The 16795-nt window shown below is 73.1% G+C and carries 18 protein-coding genes; 6 read left to right on the top strand and 12 right to left on the bottom strand.

Annotated elements, in window-relative coordinates; translation table 11 throughout:
• Positions 1-162 precede the first annotated feature (162 nt).
• The 4 genes from E1300_RS13925 to E1300_RS13910 all read right to left on the bottom strand — a co-directional run bounded on the left by E1300_RS13925 (position 163) and on the right by E1300_RS13910 (position 3696).
• A complete protein-coding gene (locus E1300_RS13925) occupies positions 163-1461 on the bottom strand; it encodes a WS/DGAT domain-containing protein (protein WP_131757406.1) in 1299 nt (432 codons plus the stop codon).
• 174 nt (positions 1462-1635) lie between these two features.
• Positions 1636-2250, bottom strand: coding sequence for a TIGR03086 family metal-binding protein (locus E1300_RS13920; RefSeq protein WP_131757405.1), 615 nt, complete (start codon positions 2248-2250; stop codon positions 1636-1638).
• 148 nt (positions 2251-2398) lie between these two features.
• Positions 2399-3022 (bottom strand): dihydrofolate reductase family protein, encoded by a 624-nt coding sequence (locus E1300_RS13915; RefSeq protein WP_242619143.1) that lies wholly within the window; start codon positions 3020-3022, stop codon positions 2399-2401.
• Positions 3023-3138: 116 nt separating this feature from the next.
• Positions 3139-3696, bottom strand: a complete 558-nt coding sequence (locus tag E1300_RS13910; RefSeq protein ID WP_131757404.1) for a DUF1062 domain-containing protein — start codon at positions 3694-3696, stop codon at positions 3139-3141.
• On the opposite strand from E1300_RS13910, the gene E1300_RS53710 reads away from it, so the two are divergent.
• Positions 3695-4354, top strand: a complete 660-nt coding sequence (locus E1300_RS53710) for an SDR family oxidoreductase (protein WP_207399713.1) — start codon at positions 3695-3697, stop codon at positions 4352-4354. The genes E1300_RS13910 and E1300_RS53710 overlap by 2 nt on opposite strands.
• A gap of 6 nt (positions 4355-4360) precedes the next feature.
• Here the strand turns inward: E1300_RS53710 and E1300_RS13900 are convergent, their stop codons facing one another.
• A complete protein-coding gene (locus tag E1300_RS13900; RefSeq protein WP_131757403.1) occupies positions 4361-4762 on the bottom strand; it encodes a MerR family transcriptional regulator in 402 nt (133 codons plus the stop codon).
• Between the two features lie 119 nt (positions 4763-4881).
• Here E1300_RS13900 and E1300_RS13895 point away from each other — a divergent pair, with 119 nt between their 5' ends.
• Positions 4882-5829: an alpha/beta hydrolase family protein gene (locus E1300_RS13895; RefSeq protein ID WP_131757402.1), complete on the top strand. Its 948-nt coding sequence runs from the start codon at positions 4882-4884 to the stop codon at positions 5827-5829.
• 102 nt (positions 5830-5931) lie between these two features.
• Positions 5932-6138, top strand: coding sequence for an NUDIX hydrolase (locus E1300_RS13890; RefSeq protein WP_207399712.1), 207 nt, complete (start codon positions 5932-5934; stop codon positions 6136-6138).
• 16 nt (positions 6139-6154) lie between these two features.
• Here E1300_RS13890 and E1300_RS13885 read toward each other — a convergent pair whose 3' ends face one another.
• Genes E1300_RS13885 through E1300_RS13870 form a run of 4 tightly spaced genes read right to left on the bottom strand, consistent with a single transcriptional unit; the run spans position 6155 to position 9867 of the window.
• Positions 6155-7390: an ABC transporter permease gene (locus E1300_RS13885; RefSeq protein ID WP_131757401.1), complete on the bottom strand. Its 1236-nt coding sequence runs from the start codon at positions 7388-7390 to the stop codon at positions 6155-6157.
• 1 nt (position 7391) lies between these two features.
• Positions 7392-8147, bottom strand: coding sequence for an ABC transporter ATP-binding protein (locus E1300_RS13880; protein WP_131757400.1), 756 nt, complete (start codon positions 8145-8147; stop codon positions 7392-7394).
• Positions 8144-9331, bottom strand: coding sequence for a peptidoglycan-binding protein (locus E1300_RS13875; protein ID WP_131757399.1), 1188 nt, complete (start codon positions 9329-9331; stop codon positions 8144-8146). Before E1300_RS13875 ends, E1300_RS13880 begins: the two co-directional genes overlap by 4 nt.
• Positions 9328-9867, bottom strand: a complete 540-nt coding sequence (locus E1300_RS13870) for a hypothetical protein (protein WP_131757398.1) — start codon at positions 9865-9867, stop codon at positions 9328-9330. Before E1300_RS13870 ends, E1300_RS13875 begins: the two co-directional genes overlap by 4 nt.
• Before the next feature lie 154 nt (positions 9868-10021).
• Between E1300_RS13870 and E1300_RS13865 the strand changes: the two genes are divergently transcribed.
• A complete protein-coding gene (locus E1300_RS13865; RefSeq protein ID WP_131757397.1) occupies positions 10022-10492 on the top strand; it encodes a YfbM family protein in 471 nt (156 codons plus the stop codon).
• 58 nt (positions 10493-10550) lie between these two features.
• On the opposite strand, the gene E1300_RS13860 is transcribed toward E1300_RS13865, so the two are convergent.
• Positions 10551-12812 carry an ATP-binding cassette domain-containing protein gene (locus tag E1300_RS13860; RefSeq protein ID WP_131757396.1) on the bottom strand — a complete coding sequence of 754 codons (2262 nt, stop codon included), beginning with the start codon at positions 12810-12812 and terminating at the stop codon, positions 10551-10553.
• A gap of 62 nt (positions 12813-12874) precedes the next feature.
• Here E1300_RS13860 and E1300_RS13855 point away from each other — a divergent pair, with 62 nt between their 5' ends.
• Complete coding sequence (locus E1300_RS13855) at positions 12875-13816, top strand: helix-turn-helix transcriptional regulator (RefSeq protein ID WP_131757395.1); 942 nt, start codon at positions 12875-12877, stop codon at positions 13814-13816.
• A 214-nt stretch (positions 13817-14030) separates the two neighbouring features.
• On the opposite strand, the gene E1300_RS13850 is transcribed toward E1300_RS13855, so the two are convergent.
• Together E1300_RS13850 and E1300_RS13845 are read right to left on the bottom strand one after the other, a co-directional pair.
• Positions 14031-14438, bottom strand: coding sequence for a DUF6069 family protein (locus E1300_RS13850; protein ID WP_131757394.1), 408 nt, complete (start codon positions 14436-14438; stop codon positions 14031-14033).
• Positions 14439-14601: 163 nt separating this feature from the next.
• Complete coding sequence (locus E1300_RS13845) at positions 14602-15141, bottom strand: dihydrofolate reductase family protein (protein WP_131757393.1); 540 nt, start codon at positions 15139-15141, stop codon at positions 14602-14604.
• 125 nt (positions 15142-15266) lie between these two features.
• Between E1300_RS13845 and E1300_RS13840 the strand changes: the two genes are divergently transcribed.
• On the top strand, positions 15267-16795 hold a 1529-nt coding region (locus E1300_RS13840; RefSeq protein ID WP_165502823.1), incomplete at its 3' end, for an ATP-binding protein.

Below are 16795 nucleotides of genomic sequence, written 5' to 3'. Positions count from 1 at the left end.
TTCCGGACGGATCGGCTACCCCTCGTGTTCCTGCACCCGAAGCGACTACACGCGGCCCTGCGTGTTTTCCGGTGAGAAAGAGGTGGCTCGACCGTCATACCGAGTGGGCGCCGCCGTACCTGCGGGCGGGTGCACGGCGCTCCCCCGCCCGCCGTCCGGTGATCAGGGCTCGGTGCGTTGATCGGTGGCGGCGAGGGCGTGGCGGCGCAACTCCGCGATCGCTTCCGTCCAGCATTCCAGCAGCCGGGCGGGCCGGGCGACCCCGGCGTCCGTCAGCAGCGAGGCCGTCACCGACGTGTCGTACTGCGCCATCGTCACCACCACGCGGTGCTCGGGCGGCAGCGGCGCCAGCGCACTCACCCGCCGCACCGGCGCACCGAGCACGGCGAGCCCCGGCTGAACCGGCACCGTTGTGACGCCCATGGCCAGGTACCGCCGATCGCAGTAGCGCGCCAGTACCGCACGGGCCAGCCGGTAGGGCACCAGAGCGGCCAGCAGCCGGTTGCGGTCCCGCTGCCGCCGTACTCGCGCCCTGCTAGTCTGCGCGACCACACGTCGCAGGCGTTCCAGCGGTTCCTCCACCCCGCACGGCAGTACCACCCGCAGCACCGCCGCCTGGTTGCCCAGCGCCCCGGCCCGGTCAGGCGGCCGCAGGTTCAGCGGAAGCAGCACCGCCAACCCGCCCTCACGACCGGGCCAGTCCTGGGGTGTCCAGGCGCGCAGCCCGCCCGCGAGCGCGGCCAGGCATACCTGGTTCAGGGACGCTCCCGTGGCGGCGACCGTCGCGTCCAACTCGGCCGCGTCGAGGGTGAAGCTGTGGAGGGTCCGCCGCCCGGTCAACGGCGCCTCGTTGGGCGACCATCTCGCGGTGCGCCGCCACGGTACGCCGAGATCGACCCGGCCGCCCGGGCCGAACAGGCCGGTGGCGGGCAGCGCCGACCGGCGCGGACGGCCGCCGGGCCGCGATCTCGCACGGACGGGGAGCGCCAGCTCACGGTCGCCGAAAAGCGCCTCCAACGAGGCGACCTGGGAGATGCCGTCCTGGAACCGGTGATCAGCCCGCCAGCACAGCGTGTACTCGCCGGGGTCGTAGCCGTGCAACACCGTCAGATCCCACAGCGGGCGGTCGAGCGGCAGCGGCTCGTCCAGCACCGACAGCGCGGCGGCCTCGACGTCCGTTCCCGGTGTCAGGGCCCGTCGGTGCAGGTGGTCGCCCACCGCGAACCCCGGTGTCGGCACCCATACGGCACGAAGCCAATCCGGCCGGAAGGCCAGCACCGGGGCGCGTTCGAGGCGTTCGGCCACGAAGGCGCGGAGAGCCTCCGACTCGGGAGGCGGCCCGGTTACCCGCAACAGCGCGCCGCAGCGCATGTGCGCCCCGTCCCGGCACCGCGAGACCAGCCACCCCACCACCCGGTCCGTCGCGCTGAAGGGCACCGCACCGTCGGGCTTGCCGGTCACGGACGTCTCCCTACCGCATCGAGGAGAGCCTCCATCGAGGTCTACTTTCCGCGCCGCGGTAAGGACAAGTAGCAGTCGCAGAGGTGTGGCGCTGAGGCGACGCACCGTCCACGATGTGGGGCGGCGCCGGACACCGGCGCGAAAAGAACCCACGCCTTCATCCAGCGCTGCGGATCATGCCGATGTGGGAAGCGACCTCCGATGCCCGGTGGCGCCACCTTCCTTCGGCGTGGACGAAGGGGTGCGGCCGGTGATGCCAAGGATCCGGTCCAGCAGTGGGGCGTCCTGAGGGACGTCGACCGCGGGCCCCCAGATGCTCGGGACGGGTGCCTTCGGCACGAACTCGGCCACGTGGTCAAGGCAGGCCCGGAGCGTCTCGTCCGGAAGAGCGAAGGGACGGTCGATGGCGGTCGCGAGGTCCCAGCCGTGGACGACCATCTCGGTGAGCGCGATCCTCCCCCACCTCTCGTTCGGCAACTCCGTACCGCCCGCGTCGGTCGTGCCCTGCCAGGCCGCCGGGTCCGTCCAGGCCTCGCCGAGTTCCCGCACGTGCGCCATGACGTCCTCGTGCCAGCCCTGGTCGAACCGCAGCTCCTGCGCGCCGGCGCCGCTCCGGTCGACGGGCTCCTTGCGCGCGAATGCGACGAACCCCCGCGACACCTGGTCGATGTGCTTGATCAGGTCGCCGACCGAGTACTCGGTGCAGGGCGTGGCGCCGGCGAGCCGGTCGTCGGTGACGCCGGCCAGCACGTCGATCATCTGGCGGCACGCCGGTTGCAGATCGATCATCTCTTCCTCTCGCCATGCGGTTCATCGGACGCGCGGCGCGGTCCAGGGATACAGACCGTCCGAGGGAGCGAAAGTCATCGCGTGATCGGCATCGGCGTTGACCGAATCTGGCCCGGCCGGACGAGGCGAGCGCGGCCAAGGCGAGGGCTCAGCCATGCAGGGTGGGCCGGTAGACGAGTTCCTGGGTGTGGCCGTCGAGCGTCCGGTGCTCGATGAGTTCGAGGTCGAAGTCGGCCGCGTCCTGGAAGATCCGGTCGGTCCCGGTCCTCCCGGTGATGACGGGGAAGATCGTCACCTGGACGAGATCGACGAGGCCGGCGGCCATCAGCGCCCGGTTCATCGACAGGCTGCCGTGCGAGCGCAACGGCACGTCCGACTCCCGCTTGAGCCGGGCGACGGCATCGACGGCGCCGCCGCTGACGACCGTCGCGTCCGGCCAGCCGAGGGAGTCCTCCAGCGTCGTGGACACCACGGTCGTCGGCAGCTCCCGCATCCGGGTGTTCACCGGGTCGTCCACCTTGGACTCCTCGGCGCTCGGGCCCAGCGCCTCCACGAACTGCCGGAAGGTGGTCGCTCCCAGGACCAGCCGCTGGTCCTCGCTGACCAGGGCGAGGCGGCGGTCGAGGAACTCGGGACCCTGCCTGCCCCAGTACCCGCCCCAGTCGCCGCTGCTGTCGTAGGAGCCGTAGCCGTCGAGGCTGGAGAAGACGTCGAAGGTGTAGACGGCGGTCATGGTGATGCGCTCCTCGCGGTTGGCGGCCGGGCTCGTCACCGGCCTCTCACCTTGACTACGAACGGGCTCGGCCTGAACCGACACGGCCGCGCGACGGAGAGACATCCGTCGCGCGGCCTGCCGATGGACGCCGTCCAGCGCGCCGACGCCTCGGTTCAGGCGGCCATCACGGTGAAGGTGAATCCGCTGCTGGTCGGACGGCGCAGCGGGATCTCGCACTTGATCCGGCGCAGTACCTCGTTCCTGCTGAGGTCGAGCCCCTGGGCGATGAGCCGTTCCGGACGCACCGGTACCGGATCCTCGAAGACGACCTCGATCCGGACCGGCCACGCCGGTTCGGGACATGCCGACGGGACGTCCAGCCGCCAGGCCCCCTCCCAGTCCAGGGTGAAGCGGTTGCGCCGGGCGAGGAACGGGTCCAGCAGCCTGGACGCCACGAGGTCCGGATTGTTGGTGCGGTAGCCGTGGAGGACGGCCGGATCGAAGGACCTGACCGGCGCCCGCTCGTGCACGGTGAGCTTGCTGGTCCGGTCGCAGGACGCGCAGCGGACGAGCAGCCACACGTCCAGCAGCTTGCCGTTGGCGTTGACGCGGAACCTGCCGTCGCCGACCGTGGCCGACTCCGACCGGCAGTCCGGGCACCGCAGCGACAGCAGCGGGAGCCGGGTCCGGCGGACGACCCAGGACAGCACGGTATGGGGTTGTGAAGACATGATCTCTCTAGACCTGACACGAGGCCGATCGCGCGCGGCCTCAAACGCTTTACGACCGGGCGCGCGGAGGCAGCCCGGCGGAACCGGCGGCAGCGCCGGCTACAGGTGTGCGGAAGAAGGTGTCAGATCTGGAGAGCAGGCGGGGTCACGCGGTCTGTCCTCTTTGTCTTCACTGCGATGGGTCGACGGGCAACCTATGGGAACGCGGCGGCAGCACTCAAACGGTTTTCCGGCGCCGACGCCACCGGCTTACGTTCGAGATCATGTCTCGTACCTGCTGATCCAGGCCTTCGCCGCCCAGCACGACGGCCGTGCCGGCGGACGGGTCGTCCTCATGACCTCCGGCCAGGACCTCGGGCCCATGCCCCACGAGGTCGCCTACACCACCAGCAAGGGCGCCATCGCCTCGATCACCCCGACGCCGGCCGACCACCTCGCCGACCAGGCGATCACGCTCAACACCGTCAACCCCGGTCCCGTCGATACGGGCTACGCCCCGCCGGACGTCCACGCCGCGGTCGCCCGGCGCTTCCCCGCGGGACGCTGGGGAGTCCCTGACGATCCCGCTCGCCTCATCGCTTGGCTCGCCACCGACGACGCCTCGTGGATCACGGGGCAGGTCATCAATACCGAAGGCGGCTTCCGCCGAGGGACCTGACGGTCGTCAGGCGCTCGCTGGCTCCTGCTGCGAGGCGTTATCGGCTCGGCAGGACCGGCCAGTCAGCATGTTGGTCGTGGCGCCGGTGATGACGGAGTCGAGCCGGTTCCGAGTGTCGGTCAGGTCCGCGATCCGCTCGTCGATGCGATCGCGATGTGCGGCCAGCCGGGCGAGCAGCTCCGGTGTGGCGCGCCCGTCGACGACGCACGGCATGAGCTCGACGATGGTCTTGCTGGACAGCCCGGCCGCGTACAACCGCTGGATCAGCCCGACGCGATCGGCCGCGCTGCCGGGATAGCGGCGCTGACCGCTGGGGCTGCGTTCGGCGGCGAGCAGGCCCTGCTCCTCGTAGTACCGCAGCGCCCGGACGCTGACGCCCGTCCGCGCGGCGAGTTCCCCGATGCGCATCCGTCGCCCTCCGTGATGTGCGGCACAGACCTTTGCCTCTGACGTCAACGTGAGGATTTAGCGTACCCGGCGTCGGGGCGAACGGCCCTCGACCTGGATCTCGACGGACGGAGACACCCATGACCACTACCCACAGCGCGATCGGCATCACCGGCGTGCCCGCCGCCGCTTCGATCGTCTCGGTCAAGCCGGTCGTGCTGCCCGCCCCCGAGCGCGGCGAGGACCTGCACGTCCGCGTGTCCGCGCCGGTCACCGGACGCGATCTGCCGATCGTCGTGTTCGCGCACGGGTTCGGCTCCAGCCTGGACGGCTACGCACCCCTGACCGACCACTGGGCCGCCCACGGCTTCGCGGTGATCCAGGCCACCCACCTGGACTCGAAGCGGCTGAGCCTCGCCGCGGACGATCCCCGCAGGCCCGAGATGTGGCGGTTCCGTGTCGCCGACCTGAAGCGCCTCCTCGACGAGCTCGATGTACTGGAAGCGGCCGTCCCCGGTCTGGTCGGACGCCTTGACCGCGGCCGCGTCGCGGTGGCGGGGCACTCCTTCGGCGGCCAGACCGCGGCGGTCCTGCTGGGCCTGCGCGTCACCGACCCGCGGACCGGAGTCGCCGAAGACCTGGCCGACCCGCGCGTCACCGCGGGCGTCCTGCTGGCCACGGCCGGGACGGGCGGCGACCACCTGACCCCCTTCGCCGCCGAGAACCTTCCCTGGCTGCGGGACGTGGACTTCTCCCACATGACCGCACCGACCCTCGTGGTCGCCGGAGACAAGGACGACCTCCCTCTGACGACCCGAGGGCCGGAATGGACCACCGAGCCCTACACCCTCAGCCCCGGCGACAAGAGCCTGCTCACCTTGTTCGGCGCCGAGCACTTCCTTGGCGGCATCTCCGGCTACGAGGCCGCCGAGACCACCGATGAGAACCCGGCCCGCGTCATCCTCGTCCGAGAGGTCACCCTCGCCTACCTGCGGCACGTCCTCGGCGTCGGCAGCTCCGCCTGGGACGCGGCGCGAGCGGCCCTCACCGGCAGGTCGCACCCCTTGGGACGGCTCGAATCCAAGTAGCACTTCAGCAGACCCCGGCGCACGCGGCAACGGTAGGCCGATCCCGTCGCCTCCCGGGACGAGCGGCCCGGCAGGGACGGCGCGACCACGACAATGCTCGGGGTGAGCCAGCCCAGAATCCGCGTCGCCGCCTACGTGATCAGGTGCCGCACCGTCCCGGAGCTCCTCGTCTTCGATCACGTCGGCATGCCGGAGGCCGGCACCCAGATCCCCGCGGGCGGCGTCCACCCTGGCGAGGATCTGGAGCAGGCGGTCACCTCGCGGACGATCAGGTGGCTGGGCCGTTGCGAGCGGCGTTGGAGCCGCTGAGATGTCGGCCGGAGGCTCAACCCGTTCGCAGGGCCTCGGTCGGGGAGAGGCGGGCGGCGCGCAGGGCGGGCATCAGGCCGGCGATCGCGCCGATGACGACGGCGGAGCCGATGCCGCCCGCCCACGCCTCGGCGGGCACGACGACCGTCCAGCCCTTGGCGCCGGCGTAGACCGCGGTCGCGGCGGCTCCGCAGAGCACGCCGACCGCGCCGCCGAGGACCGCCAGCATGATCGCCTCCGACAGGAACTGGGTGCGGATCTGTCCCCGGGTCGCCCCGAGCGCGCGGCGCAGGCCGATCTCCGAGCGGCGTTCGAGCACGGAGATGATCATGATGTTGGCCACGCCGACCGCCCCGACGAGCAGCGCCACCACGCCGAGCCCCAGGAACAGGCTGTTGAAGGCGCCCTTCGCCGCGGCGCGGGCGGTGAGCGCGTCGGAGGGCTGGCTCACGTCCATCTCGTTGGGCGCCTCCGGGTTCGCGGTCCGCGCGAGCACCGACTGCACCCGCTCGACCGCGTCGGTCTTCGCGCGTACGTAGAGGGTGCTCGGCGGGCCGTCCGCCGGTCTGCCGCGGTCCATGCCGAGGTAACCGAGGTAGCGCCGCGCTGCCGGGTAACCGACCAGGGCGCTCGTGTCGACGGCCGGTGCGAGCGTCGCGGGGGCGAGGATCCCGGCGACGTAAAACCACTGCCCGCCCAGCCACACCCGCTGGCCGGGATAGACGCGGTCGAGTCCGAGCCGTCGCGCGGCCGTCGCGCCGAGCACGACGGCGGGCTGCGCCGCCGTCGCCTCGTTCAGCCAGCGGCCGTGGGCGACGCCCGCGCCGGCCACGGCCGGCACGTTCAGGCTCGCCGCCTGGACGGTCAGCCCGTTGGTGCTGACCGGCGGTATCAGCGGGCTCCGGTACACCTTCGCGTCGGTGACCGTGCCGGTGTGCGCCACCGCCTCGACGGACGCGAGCCGCGCCACCCGGCCGGGCGCGGCGACCGGCATGACCGCCTCGTCCTGGGTGAAGCTCTGGCCGGTCTTGACGGTCAGCAGGTTCGTGCCGAGCCGGTCGATCTCGGCCAGCAGCCCGGCCTGGGACGACGACGACAGCCCGAGGACCGCGACGATCGCCGTGGTGCCGATCGCGATGCCGAGCGCGGAAAGCGCCGCCCGCAGCGGGCGGGCGCGCAGCCCGGTGCCCGCCACCCGGACCTGGTCTCCGGCGCGCAGGCGCGCCGGCACGAGATGGGTCGGGATCCGCATGTCACTCCACCTCTCCGGGCCCGCCGCGCGCGGCCGAGCCGGTGAGCGCGCCGGCGCCGTCGTCGGAGACGATCCGGCCGTCCAGGACGTGCACGCGGCGGGGCAGCCGCGCGGCCAGCTCACCGTCGTGCGTGATGATGATGATCGTCGCGCCCGCCGCGTTGAGCTCCCGCAGCAGTTCGAGGATCGAGGCGCCCGTGGCGCTGTCGAGGTTGCCCGTCGGCTCGTCGGCGAGGACGATCGCGGGCCTGCCCACCAGCGCGCGGGCGATGGCGACGCGCTGGCGCTCGCCGCCGGACATCTTCCCCGGACGGAAGGCGCCGCGGTGCGCGAGCCCCACCCGGTCGAGCGCCTCGGCGGCACGGCGGCGCCGCTCGCCGACCTCGACGCCCGCGTACAGGAGGCCGTCCGCGACGTTCTCCAGGGCGGTGGAGTGCTCGGCCAGGAAGAACTGCTGGAACACGAACCCGATGCTGCGGGCGCGCAGCGCAGCGAGCTGCCGGTCGCCGAGCCCTGCCGCGTCGACCCCGTCGATCCGGACGACCCCGCCGGTGGGCCGCTCCAGCGTCCCCATGACGTGGAGCAGCGTCGTCTTCCCCGATCCCGACGGCCCGACGACGGCGACCAGTTCTCCGTGCCGGACGGTGAGGCTCACCCCCCGGAGCGCGGGCACTGGCGGCTGGCCCCCGTACATCTTGGTGACGTTTTCGAGTTCGAGCGCGGGAGCCCGGACGCCCTGGTCGTGGATTGCGCTCATGAGGCCGGCACCACCACGCGGTCGCCGGCGGACAGCTCCCCGGTCACCTGCACGAGCCCGTTGTCGTTGTCGAACATGCCGAGCGTCACGGGGACCAGGCGGCGCCGCCCGTCCGCCGGGTCGGCGACCTCGACGACGTAGCCGCCTGCGGCCCGTCCCATGAGCGCGGTCACCGGGACGATCAGCGCCTTCTCCACGCCGTCGGTCGTGATCTGCACGCGGACCGGCGCCTCGTCCAGCCTCCCCGCGTCCTTCGGGCGGCTGAGCGTGATGGACACCGGGATCGTGGCGCCCGACGAGTCCTTCTTGTCGTCCTCGGAGTTCGCGACCGTCCCGATGCGGCTCACCCTTCCCGGAGTCGTCCGGTTGTCCGGGAGCGTGATCCGCGCGCGGTCACCGACCTTGACCTGGGTCTGCTGGCCGGGGTCGAGTTCCACCATGACCTGGCGCTTGGCCGAGGTGGCCTGGGCCACCTGTCCTCCGGGCGCCGCCTTCGCTCCGGCCTTGGCCGTCGCCTTCGTCACCCGGAGCGGGCCGGGCAGGAAGACGACGTCCCCGAGGTCCAGCGTCCCGGTCTGGTCGACGCGCAGCTCATGTTGCAGCTCGCGGACGGCCTCCGCGGTCTCCCAGCCGTAGTAGTACGAGCGGGGATCGAGCTCGGACCTCTCGGCATACCCGAGCCTCACGAGGTTCTCGTTGAGGTCGCGCACCTCGCGGCCCTTCTCGCCCACCGACAGGGCACGGTAGGCGGGTGTGTCGCCGCAGATCAGCACGACCGGCTTCTCGTCGACGCGGTAAAGCGTCTTACCGCATTCGACGTCCCTTCCCTCGGCGGGAACCCAGGTGTAGATCCCCTTGGCCTGGTTGACGACCGCGTACGGCGTTCCGTCGCCATGGGCGGCGTACGAGAGCGTCCCGCTCTGCGTCACCTGCGTGGACAGCGGACCCTCCTGGACGGCCGCCAGCGAGGTGCCTTCGGTTGAGGACGCGGGCTGCTCTTCCTCGTCGCCGAAGGGATCCATGACGGCGGCGGCGATGCCCGCGGGCACCAGCAGCACCAGGACCCCCGTCCCGGCGAGCACCTTCCACCGCCTGCGCCAACGGGGCTTCTGCCGCTCCGTGACCGGCCCCGCGGCCGCGCCGCCTTCGATAGCCGACGGCGCCTGCTTCGCTTCGGTGCTCAACCGCCACCGCCCGCCGGACGCAGCGACTGGCACTTCTGGTCCGCGGCCTTGTACTGCGGCGAGTCGGGATCGAGGCCGCCGGGGTCCAGCACGCCGTTCTGGGGGTCGGGGAACTGGGCCAGCCCGTTCTGGCGCATGCACCGGGCGTACTTCAGTGCCTGCGCCTGCATGGCCGGATCCTGCTGGCGCTTGCCGTCCCATCCCGGTGGCGCGAGCGGCGCGCACGCCTGCGTCGCGGCCTTGAACTGCGGCGACTTGGGATCGATCTTCCCCTTCGGCATGCGGAACTTCGTCCCGTCGACGGGGTCGGGCCAGTCCGGGAGCCCGTTCTTGCGCATGCACTGCGCGTACTTCACGTACCGGTCGCCCTCCGCGCCGGAGGAGGCCCCGGCCCCCGCGCCGGAACCGCCGCCTCCCGCCGCGCCCGACCCGCCGGAGGAGTCGTCCGATCCCCCGCAGGCCGCGAGCAGCGGCAGCAGCATCGAAAGCGCCGCCAACGGCAGCGCCAGGGTCCGTTTCGGCTTCCCCTTGGACATCGCGTGGTCTCCTATCGCGTCAATCGCTGGAGGCCATTTGTAGGGAACCGACGGTCACACCACGGTCCGAACCCCTGTGACCCCACTGTGACCGCCCCCACCACGGCGACGGCGCCCGAGCGCGTGTCAGACCGAGCACCTACGATGACCGTCCATGCTGGGCGTGCACTTCGCGATCACCGGCGACCAGGAGCGGGCCCTCTTGGCGGGTGATGAGGAGACGGTGGCCGACCTCGTCGAAGACCTCGAAGAGAACTGGCGGGACGATGACCTGAAAGTCGACACGGACAAAGCCTGGGAAACGATCCACCGGTGCCTCGGTGACGGAACGCTCGACTATGAGGCCTATCCGCTCTCACATGCCGTGCTCGGTGGGCGGCATCTGCATGAGGACATTCACGTCGTGCACGTGTCCGCGGCTGAGGTGAGGGATGTGGCGGAAGCGCTTCGTCCTCTCGACCGGGGCTGGCTGCGGCAGCGCTACGACGCTCTGGAACCTGGCGATCGCAGCGCCCCGGGAGGTGATGAGGAGTTCGAGTACATCTGGAGCAACTTCGCGGACGTCCGGGAGTTCTACCAGCGAGCCGCCAAGGCCGGCCGAGCAGTGCTCTTCACCGCGACCTGAGCATTCGAGTGCGGGCTTGGTGCTCGGCCGGCCGCTCAGAAGCACCCCTCGTGGCGCGTCAACGGGTTGGTCGGTTGACTGCTTCGCGTAGGTGGTGGGCGGTGGGTGAGTCGCCGGTGCGGAGCAGGTCGGCGGGGGTGCCGCTGAACAGGAGGCGGCCCCCGTGGCGGCCCGGGCCGGGGCCGAGGTCGATGATCCAGTCGGCCTGGGCCATGACGGCGACGTCGTGCTCGATGACGACGGCGGTGCCGCCGCGGTCGACGAGGCGGTTCAGGAGGGCGAGCAGGTCGGCGACGTCGGCCATGTGCAGGCCGGTGGTCGGCTCGTCGAAGACGTAGACGCGGTCGGGCCGGTCGAGTTCGCGGCTGAGGCGCAGCCGCTGCCGCTCGCCGCCGGACAGGGTGGTCAGCGGCTGGCCGAGCGGGAGGTAGCCGAGCCCGACGTCGACGAGGTGCTCCAGCACCCGGCGGACGCGCTGCTCGGGGAAGACGTCCACCAGGTCCTGGGCGCTCGCCTGGAAGACCTCGCCGATCGTCCGGCCGCGGAACCGGTAGCGGAGGGCCTCATCGGTGAAGCGGCGGCCGTCGCAGGTCTCGCAGACGCTGACCATCGGCTCCAGGAAGGCCAGGTCGGTGTAGATGGCGCCGAGGCCGCCGCAGCGCGGGCAGCCGCCGTCGGCGTTCGGGCTGAACAGCGACGGGCTCACGCCGTTCTCGGCGGCGAACAGGTCGCGGATCGGGTCGAGGACGCCGGTGTAGGTCGCCGGGGTGGACCGGCGGGAGGCGTGGACGGCGTCCTGGCCGACGACGACGGCGTCGGGACGCAGCCGGGGCACGTACCCGTGGACCAGGGTGCTCTTGCCCGACCCGGCGACGCCGGTCACGACGGTCAGCACGCCGAGGGGGATGTCCACGTCGATGTTCTGGAGGTTGTGCCGGGTGGCTTCGCGGATCTCGATGGCTCCGGCCGGCCGGCGGAGCCGCTCCTTCAGGGTGGTCGGACGGTCGAGGTGGTCGCCCGTGATCGTGCCGGAGGCCGCCAGCCCGGCGACGTCGCCTTCGTAGAGGATCTGGCCGCCGGCGTCGCCGGGTCCGGGCCCGAGGTCGATCACGTGGTCGGCCGCCCGGATGACGTCCGGGTCGTGCTCGACGACGATCACCGTGTTGCCCTTGTCGCGCAGCGTCCGCAGGAGGGCGACGAGGTCGGCGACGTCGTGCGGGTGCAGGCCGGCGCTCGGCTCGTCCAGGATGTAGGCCATGCCGGTCAGGCTGCTGCCGAGGTGGCGCACCATCGTGACGCGCTGCGACTCCCCGCCCGACAGGGTCGTGGTCGGCCGGTCGACGCTGAGGTAGCCGAGGCCGATGCCCGCCAGGCGTTCCAGGTGGGCGACGAGCCCCGCCACGACCGGTTCGGCGCCCGGGGCGTCGATGGTCCGGACGACCTCCAGGAGGTCCGCGATCTCCATGGCGGCGCACTCGGCGATCGTCCGGCCGCCGATCCGGGACGACAGCGCCGCCTCCGACAGGCGGGCGCCCCGGCAGGCCGGGCAGGTGCCCTCCCGGACGACCTCCTCGAACGCCTCCCGGGTCGGTCCCCGCAGCGACTCCGGGTCCTTGGGCAGCCAGATCCGCTCGAACCGGGTCAGGAGCCCTTCGTAGTTGGCGGACGGTCCGCTCCCGCCGCGCCGCCGGTCCGGCGCGCCGCGCAGAAACCGCCGCCACTCTTCGGGCGTGTAGTCGGAAAGGGGCTTGCCGGGGTCGAAGTGGCCGGACTCGGCGAACGTCCGCCACATCCAGCCGCCGACGTGGAAGGTCGGGAAGCGGATCGCGCCCTCGTTCAGCGACAGCCGCCGGTCGACGAGCCGTTCGAGGTCGATGGTCCGGACGGTGCCGAGGCCCGAGCACCGCGGGCACATGCCCTGCGGGTCGTTGAAGGAGAAGGCGGTGGACTCGCCGGCGGGCGGGCGGCCCGCCCGCGACCACAGCAGCCGCATCAGCGCGTAGACCTCCGTCGCCGTCCCGACCGTCGACCGGGCGTTGCCGCCGAGGCGCTTCTGGCCGACGACGATCGCGGCCGGCAGGTCCTCGATGGCGTCGGCGTCCGGGCGGGCGTACCGGGGCAGCCGGTGGCGGGCGAACGCGGTGAACGTCTCGCCGAGCTGGCGCTGGGACTCGGCGGCGATCGTGTCGAACACCAGCGAGGACTTGCCCGACCCGGACACGCCGGTGACGACCGTCAGCGCCCCCTTCGGGACGGCGACGTCGATGCCCTTGAGGTTGTGCTCCCGCGCCCCGCGGACGCGGATGTGATCGTCGGTCATGCGGGCGAGGCTAGGGAGGGTTGTGGTCAGATCCCGGCCACAACCCGTGCGAGGCTGGTGGCATGACCGATCCGAGCAGGCGGACGCTGGAGCTGCTCTCCCTGCTGCAGGACGGGCGGACGTGGCGGGCCGCGGAGCTGACCGAGCGGCTCGGCGCGTCGCCGCGGACGCTGCGCCGCGACATCGAGCGGCTCCGCGAGATCGGCTATCCGGTGCTCTCCGCGCGCGGGCCGGACGGCGGCTACCGGCTCGTCGCCGGGCGGGCCGTGCCTCCGCTCCCCCTCACCGACGACGAGGCGGTGGCCGCCGTGGCCGGGCTGCGGTTCGCGGCGCTCGCGCGGGTGGACGGCGCCACCGGCGCGGCGGACGGCGTGCTCCGCAAGCTCCGGCAGGCGCTGCCGCCCCGGCTCCGGTCGCGGATCGAGGCGGTCTCGGCGTCCACCGAGGCGGTGTCCCGCACGGCCGCGGCTTTGGATCTGCACACCGTGCAGGTGCTCGGGTCGGCGGCCCACGAGCACCGGCACGTGCGGTTCGGCTACACGAGCCGCGACGGCCGTCCGAGCGAGCGCCGCGTCGAGCCGTACCGGCTGATTCTCCTCGACCGCCACTGGTATCTCCTCGGCTGGGATCGGGACCGCCGGGACTGGCGGACGTTCCGCGTCGACCGGATCGAGGAGGTCCACTCCCCGGGCACCACGTTCACGCCCCGCGAGCCGCCGGAGGATCCCGCGGCCTTCCCGAGCACCCGGGGCGGTGAAGCGGCGGGCGTCGTCCGCTTCGCGGCGCCGCTGGGCGTCGTGGCCGAACGCCTGGTCGCGGAGACCGGCGTCCTGGAGGAGATCGACGCGGGGAACTGCCGCTATGTCACGGCGGCCGACTCGTGGGAGTGGCTGGCGATGGCGCTGGCGTCGGTCGGCGTCCCGTACCGCATCGAGGGGCCGCCGGAGCTCATCGCCCAGTCGCGGCTGCTGGCGCGCCGTATAGCCGACGCCGCCGGAGGCTGAACGCCGCGTCCGGGCGCGGAAGCAGCCGCTTCCGCAGGCAGGCGCGTTCCGTGGTGGTGGCGGCCAGGGCGATCGGCCGGTTGCGGGTGGTGGTCACGAGGCGCGTCAGCGTGGCCACGCACCGGCGGGCCGCATCTCCTCGTCCGTCCAGGACGCGCTTTCCTCGTCCTGGACGGCGAGCAGGTACTTCCTCACTGCGGGCTCCTCCGGGCGGTCAGGCGGAAAGGCGGCGGGCGACCGCCGGGATCACGATCGCGGCGGCGACGAGGTGCGTCAGCATCAGCAGCGCCTTCGTGGCCGGCGCCGCGTCCGCGAGCACGTCCGGCACCAGCGACAGCGCGGTGAGGGCGACCGTGGTGCGGACGAACGCGGTCCGCGGACGGCGGGCCAGGCGGGACAGCGCCAGGGCGAGCGCCAGGCCCACCACGGAGAAGATCGCGGTGAGCGTGGCGAACCCGGACGCCGGGATCGTCGCGCCGCCGACGGCGACGCTGATCCCGGCGGCCTGGCCCGCCGCGGCGACGGCCGCGGTCGCCGCGGACGCCGCGGCCGAGGCGGCCAGGCCAGCGATGATCAGCGGCTTGGCGGGGGCGGTGGTCGCGGTGGTGGTGGTGACGGACATCGTGTGCCTCCGGTTAGGGGCGACCGGCTCGGTGCCGGTCTCTCACCATGGCTACGAACGGGATCGGCGCGAACCGACACGACCGCGGAAAAAATTTTGAAGTCGGTCGCGCGGGCCTGCGGGCGCGGAGGTCCCCCGCACCGCCTTCCGGCTCCGCCGCCGGTCAGGGACGTTCGGGGACCAGGGTGTAGCGGTGCTCGACGGAGCCGTCCGGGAAGGTACGGGTGCCGGTGAGCTGGAGAGGGGCGGTGGCACCCTTGTCCGGGGTGAGGCGGAGGCCGTCGCCGAGCAGGATCGGCATGACGACCACGCCGAGCTCGTCCAGCGCGCCGATGTCGCGGAAGGCCTGGATCGTCTGCTGGCCGCCGACCAGGTGCACGTCGCCGGTGAAGTCCGCCTCGCGCATGAGGCGGAGCAGCTCGGACGGGTCGGCGGCGGACACGACGCCGGGAGGCGTCCCTTCCGGGAGCGGCTGGCTCGTAAGGACGAACACCCGCAGGTTCGGCCACGGCCAGTGCGGCGAACCGACCGCCGGGGCGAAGGTGCTGCGGCCCATGACGACCGCGCCGCAGCCGGCGATGAACTCCGGGAGGCCGTGCGAGACGCCGGACTCGAAGTCCGGCGCGGTCAGGATGGCGGGCAGCCCGTCCGGGGACGCGATGTAGCCGTCGACGCTGACGGCGATGTGGGTGCGGATGCGCATGAGATCTTCCCTTCGCTCGGATGCCCGTCCAGGATGTTCGGCACGGCGGCCGCGCGCATGGGGCCGATGCCTTAAGCGGGCCGCCGCGAGATCTTTAGATTCCGGGGGCGGGAGACGCTGTGGGGATGGCGAGCCGATTAACGAGCCCGGTGCTGGTGGGCCGGGAGCGGGAGCGCGCGGCGCTGCTCGACGCGTACCGCGACGCCGCGCTGGCGGCGACCGTGGTGCTCGTCGGCGGCGAGGCCGGCATGGGCAAGACCAGGCTGGTGCGGGAGTTCACGTCCGGGCTCGGCGCGTCCGCGCGGACGGCGGCGGGCGGGTGCACCGACCTGGGCGCGGACGGGCCGCCGTTCGGGGCCGTCGTGACGGCGCTGCGCCGGCTGGTCCGGGCGATCGGCGTGCCCGCCGCCGCGGGGCTCCTCCCGGCCGGCGGCCGGCGCGGGCTGGCCCGGCTGCTGCCGGAACTCGGCGAGGACGACGGCGAGCGGGACCGTGACCTCGGCCGCGCCCGGCTCTTCGAGGAGGTCCTCCTGCTGCTGGAGGGCGGCGCCGCCGAGCGGCCGCTGGTCGTGGCGCTGGAGGACCTGCACTGGGCCGACCGGTCCACCGGCGAGCTCCTGGCCTTCCTCGCGCAGAACCTCAGCGGCCCGGGACTGCTGCTGGTCGGCACGTACCGGCCGGACGAGATCGTCGCCGGGCATCCGCTGCGGCCGCTGGTCGCCCGCGGCGAGGACGTCCGCCGGATCGACCTGTCCCGGCTGGACCGGGACGCGGTGGCGCGGCAGGTCGCGGCGCTCCTCGGCCACGACCCCGGCGAACCGCGGGTGGACGAGATCCTCCGCCGCAGCGAGGGGAACCCGCTCTTCGTCGAAGCGCTGGTGGACGCCGGCGACGCCACCGCGGAGTCGCTGCTGGAGCTGCTGCGCACCGACGTCGAGCGCCTGCCCGAGCCGAGCCGCCGGATCGTGCGCGCCGCCGCGGTCGCCGCCGGCCCCGTCGAGCACGACCTGCTGGCCGCGCTCACCGGGATGCCCGACCTGGAGTTCGAGGACGCGCTCCGGCCGCTCGTCCGCCGCAGGGTCCTCGACGTGGTCGAGGGCGGGTACGCCTTCCGCCGCGACCTGATCCGCGAGGCCGTCTACGCCGGGCTGCTGCCAGGCGAGCGCGTGCGGCTGCACCGGCGCTGCGCCGAGGCGATCACCGCCGACCGGCGGCTCGTCCCCGCCGAGCGCGCGCCCGCCGAGACCGCGCTGCACTGGTACGCGGCCGGGGAGGACGCCCGCGCCGCCGAGGCCGCCTGGCAGGCCGCCGAGTCGGCCCGCCGGTCCTACGCGCACGCCGAGCGGCACCGCATGCTCGACCGCGTCCTGCGGCTGTGGGACCGGCTGCCGGACCTGCCCGGCCGGATCGGCGCCGACCGGGCCGCGGTCATGGAGATGGCCGCCGAGGCCTGCCTGAACGCCGGTGAGCTGGACGCCGGGATCGCTCTCGCGACCGCCGCGCTGGACGAGTCGCCGGACCCGGTGCGGGCCGCCGCGCTCCTGGAGACGCGGGCGGCGCTGCGCGACCGGAACGGCGAGGACCCGCTGCCCGACCTGCTGGAGGCCGCCCGCCTGCTGGAGGACGCGCCGCCGTCGCCGGCCGCCGCCGCGGT

The sequence above is a fragment of the Actinomadura fibrosa genome (assembly GCF_900659615.1).
GTDB lineage: Bacteria > Actinomycetota > Actinomycetes > Streptosporangiales > Streptosporangiaceae > Spirillospora > Spirillospora fibrosa.
This window is presented reverse-complemented; position numbering and strand designations above follow the sequence as displayed.